Genomic DNA, 3687 nt, shown 5'->3' on the forward strand with positions numbered 1-3687 from the left:
AATGAAAATTCTAAGGGGGCGTGGGGATGCCGGCCTCGGTAGTCTTCCTGTGGATTGGAGTTCCCGTTATATACGTGCTGCTGGCAGTGGCGTACTTCTACATCAGCAAGGACGAGGAGGGAGCATGAATGGACGTTGTGGTAGTTTCTTTCGTTGTGTACCTCGTCGCAATGATTGTTATAGGAATACTGACGTACAGAATCGGCAGTGAGTCCATTGAGGGGTACTTCCTCGGAAGGAGGCGCTTTGGACCCTTTACCATAGCCCTAACCCATCAGGCAACTGCAATGAGCGGCTACATGTTCCAGGGAATGCCGGGAAAGGGCTACAGCCTCGGATTCGGCAGCGTATGGGTCCCGATGACGAGCGCCGGTGGGCCGCTGATAAACTTCACGGTTCTTGGAAAGAGGCTGAGGCGCTTTACGGAGAAGGTCGGGGCGATAACCGTTCCGGACTTCCTTGAGGCGAGGTACTACGACAAAAGCCACGTCGTCAGGGTTATCTCTGTGGTCATAATCTTCATATTCCTGACGGCGTATACGGCGGCCCAGACCGTTGCAATGGGAAGGACACTCGAATTCCTAACCGGGATAGACTACAAATGGGGTGCAATAATCGGCGCCCTGACGGTTTTAATATACGTCCTCCTCGGAGGCTTCGCCGCGGCAGTTTACACCGACGTTGTCCAGGCAATTCTCATGTTCATTGGAGCCGTTGTTGTTCCGGCGATGGCAATAGCCAAAATCGGCGGCTTCACGGCGATGTACGACAAGCTCTACACAATAGACCCCAAGCTGACGAGCGTCTGGGTAGCTCCAATAACACTCCTCGGGTTCCTCTCGATTGGCTACCTCGGCTATCTGGGACAGCCACAGCTCCACGTCAGGTTCATGGCGATTAAGGACTCGAAGATGCTCAAGTACTCCCTCATTGCGGCGGTTGTATGGGCGGTCATAGCCCTCTACGGAGTCACCCTCGGTGGAGTTGCGGCCAGGGTTCTCCTTCCAGGCATAAAGCCCGAGATGTCCCTCATGGCGCTTACAAAGCAGATGCTACCACCGGTCTTCGCGGGAATCCTGATAGCGGCAATGGCGGCCGCGATAATGTCGTCGGCAAACTCTTATTTGCTCGTCGTCGCATCGGCCCTCGCGAGGGACATATACAACAAGATGATTAACCCCAACGCCGACCAAGACAAGCTCGTCTGGATAAGCAGGATTTCAGTCCTCGTCGTCAGCCTGCTCTCGATATACCTCGCCCTCGGTGCAACCGAAACGGTGTTCAAGCTCGTTCTCTACGCCTGGGCTGGACTGGCGTGTTCCTTCGGTCCGGTCGTCATCTTCGGCCTCTACTGGAAGAGGGCCACCAAGGAGGGGGCGATAGCGGGAATGATAGTTGGCGCCGTAACCGTAATCCTCTGGAAGCAGCTCGGCCTCAGCTGGCACCCGTGGTATGAGATGATACCCGGCTTCGTGTTCTCAAGCATAGCGATAATAGTCGTCAGCCTCCTCACCAAGGCCCCGCCGAAGGAGATACAGGAGATAGTCGAGTACGCCTCTGGGAAGAGGATAGTCGTCAGGGGCGGCTCTGCAACGCCAGAACTTAAGACCCTAGCCGGAATCGTTGACGAGCTGTTCTGATTTTTTAATTTTTTGAACTTCTATTTCATCCCCCGTTATGCTGTCGAGGAGAAGGTACGAATTCCCGGTCTTCATCGCCCAGAAGAGCTTGTACGTGAAGGCCTTCTGCTCAAGCCGGTATGAGAACTTGAGGTAGGCGAACTTCCGGAAGAGAAACGCCTCCGCCTTGTCAACGGCAAGCTCCCTGCTTTCTTCGTCGGTTACCCTCGGTTCAAGAATTCTCCCGTCGGTTTCAACTTCCTCCAGCTGGGGGAACACATCGGCGAGGTAGCTTCTCCCGTTTATCCCGTCAACCATCACGACGAATTTGCCCTTTATGTCCCCGAACACCCGTCTCTTGACGTGGTAGTAGAAGACGTAGAGCCACACGGGGTAGTAGATTTCCTTGGCTTCCCCATCGGGCCTGTATATCGGGACTATTCGGGTTATCCTCAAGCTCCCACCCGAAGGTTTTTGAGCGGGGAAAATAAAAAGGTGGCGATGCAGGTAATAGACACCGCGATATTCATTCAGGGGATTGACGTCGAGGGCTTCACGACGCCGAAAGTCGTTGAAGAGGTTAAAGACCCAGAGTCGAGGCTCTTCCTTGAGGGTCTGATAAGCGCGGGAAAGGTTAGGGTGCTCGTTCCATCGAAAGAAAGCATTGAAGCCGTTAAGGAAGCTGCAAGAAGGACCGGGGAACTGGAAGAGCTGAGCGAAGCCGACGTTGAGGTTCTCGCCCTGGCGTACGAGCTCAAAGCCACTCTCCTCACCGACGACTACAACCTCCAGAACATAGCCAAAACCCTTGGGATTCCCTTCAAGACCCTAAAGCGCGGGATAAAGCGCGTAATCCGCTGGAACTACGTCTGCATCGGCTGTGGAAAGCGGTTTTCAGAGATGCCGCCTGAAGGTGTTTGTCCTGACTGCGGCAGTCCGGTTAGGCTCATACCGAGGAAAAAGAGGAGGCGTCAGAGGCGCAGGTAGGGAATCACATCATCATAAACCCTGCTCCAGTCAACTACGCCGACCCTTCTCCTGACACCTTTCTCAATCAGCTCCAGAATCTCGTTCACGACCTCTTCCGGCGTCTTTCCGGTCGTATCAACCTCTACGACGTTCTCGTTCTCCTCAAGGGCCTCCACGAGGATAACATCGACGAGCTCGGCCTCGACGTTTTCCCCAACCTTCTCCCTTGAATAGCCCCTCTCGGTTAACCTCTCGCCGATTAGCTTCGGATGTGCCCTGAGCACAACTACGAGGTCTGCGTTGAGGAAGTGGCTGAGATGCCCGTCAACGACAACGTTCTTCCCCTTGAAGTCCCGCTCGAAGTTATAGGCCAGCTCGTCAACCTCGACCTCAAGTTCATCGCCCTTCATCTCGCCGATGCCCTTTTCCATTGCGTAGTCCTTTAAACTGACGTACTCGTAGCCGAGCTTTTGAGCCAAAAGCTTCGAAACCGTCGTCTTTCCGACCCCGGGCGTTCCGGTTACCGCTATTATCATGCCACCACCGTACCTGGTTCACCTTAAGCTTTTAAAAACCCAGCTCGAGTTTCGAGTATGTACGAGTTCACCGAGGACTTCAAGCTTAGGCGAATTACCAAGTACGAGCTGGACGGCGTCGATGAGAGGGAAGATTTGGTGGTCATTCCTCCATCGAGCAGGGCCGGCCCGTGCGGGAGCTACTGCCTCTTCTGCTACCTCCGGCAGAACCCGCCCGAGATGATTTACCGCGTTTCATTCCACGACACCCTGAACGACCCTGAGCTCGAGAGGAGGATTGCCTACGTGAGCGAGCACTATCCCGAGCTGTGGATTCGGGTTACCGATACAGCTGGAAACGTCGGACTGGACGAGAAGAGAATCGAGAGCCTCTGGAAAGCGGGCCTCGACGAGATGCAAATTTCCGTCCACACGACGAAGAAGGAAAAGAGGATTGCCCTCATGAGAAGCCCGCTCGCCGGCAAACTGATAGAGCTCCTTCCCCTCGTGGCTCAAACCTTTCGCGTTATAGCGGACATAATCCTTACTCCGGGCTACAACGTCGACGACATCGGGGAGATAAT

The 3687-nt window shown here is 54.6% G+C and carries 4 protein-coding genes and 1 pseudogene; 3 read left to right on the forward strand and 2 right to left on the reverse strand.

Annotated elements, in window-relative coordinates; all coding sequences use genetic code 11:
• Positions 1-128: 128 nt before the first annotated feature.
• The gene (locus tag MVK46_RS01460; RefSeq protein WP_297534715.1) at positions 129-1640 is read left to right on the forward strand and encodes a sodium/proline symporter; all 1512 of its coding nucleotides are present in this window, start codon (positions 129-131) and stop codon (positions 1638-1640) included.
• Here the strand turns inward: MVK46_RS01460 and MVK46_RS01465 are convergent.
• Positions 1611-2075, reverse strand: a complete 465-nt coding sequence (locus tag MVK46_RS01465; protein ID WP_297534717.1) for a hypothetical protein — start codon at positions 2073-2075, stop codon at positions 1611-1613. The two genes, MVK46_RS01460 and MVK46_RS01465, sit on opposite strands and share 30 nt — an antisense overlap.
• Before the next feature lie 45 nt (positions 2076-2120).
• Between MVK46_RS01465 and MVK46_RS01470 the strand changes: the two genes are divergently transcribed.
• Positions 2121-2606 (forward strand): type II toxin-antitoxin system VapC family toxin, encoded by a 486-nt coding sequence (locus MVK46_RS01470; RefSeq protein WP_297534719.1) that lies wholly within the window; start codon positions 2121-2123, stop codon positions 2604-2606.
• On the opposite strand, the gene MVK46_RS01475 is transcribed toward MVK46_RS01470, so the two are convergent.
• Positions 2591-3124 carry an adenylate kinase family protein gene (locus MVK46_RS01475; protein WP_297534718.1) on the reverse strand — a complete coding sequence of 178 codons (534 nt, stop codon included), beginning with the start codon at positions 3122-3124 and terminating at the stop codon, positions 2591-2593. The two genes, MVK46_RS01470 and MVK46_RS01475, sit on opposite strands and share 16 nt — an antisense overlap.
• Positions 3125-3181: 57 nt before the next feature.
• On the opposite strand from MVK46_RS01475, the pseudogene MVK46_RS01480 reads away from it, so the two are divergent.
• A pseudogene (locus MVK46_RS01480) lies at positions 3182-3687 on the forward strand (radical SAM protein); the annotation flags it as partial.

Source organism: Thermococcus sp., assembly GCF_027066465.1.
Classification (GTDB): Archaea; Methanobacteriota_B; Thermococci; order Thermococcales; family Thermococcaceae; genus Thermococcus.

Coding starts and splice junctions, on each gene's coding strand:
- MVK46_RS01460 (WP_297534715.1), top strand. CDS start 129: ATGGACGTTGTGGTAGTTTCTTTCGTTGTGTACCTCGTCGCAATGATT.
- MVK46_RS01470 (WP_297534719.1), top strand. CDS start 2,121: ATGCAGGTAATAGACACCGCGATATTCATTCAGGGGATTGACGTCGAG.
- MVK46_RS01475 (WP_297534718.1), bottom strand. CDS start 3,124: ATGATAATAGCGGTAACCGGAACGCCCGGGGTCGGAAAGACGACGGTT.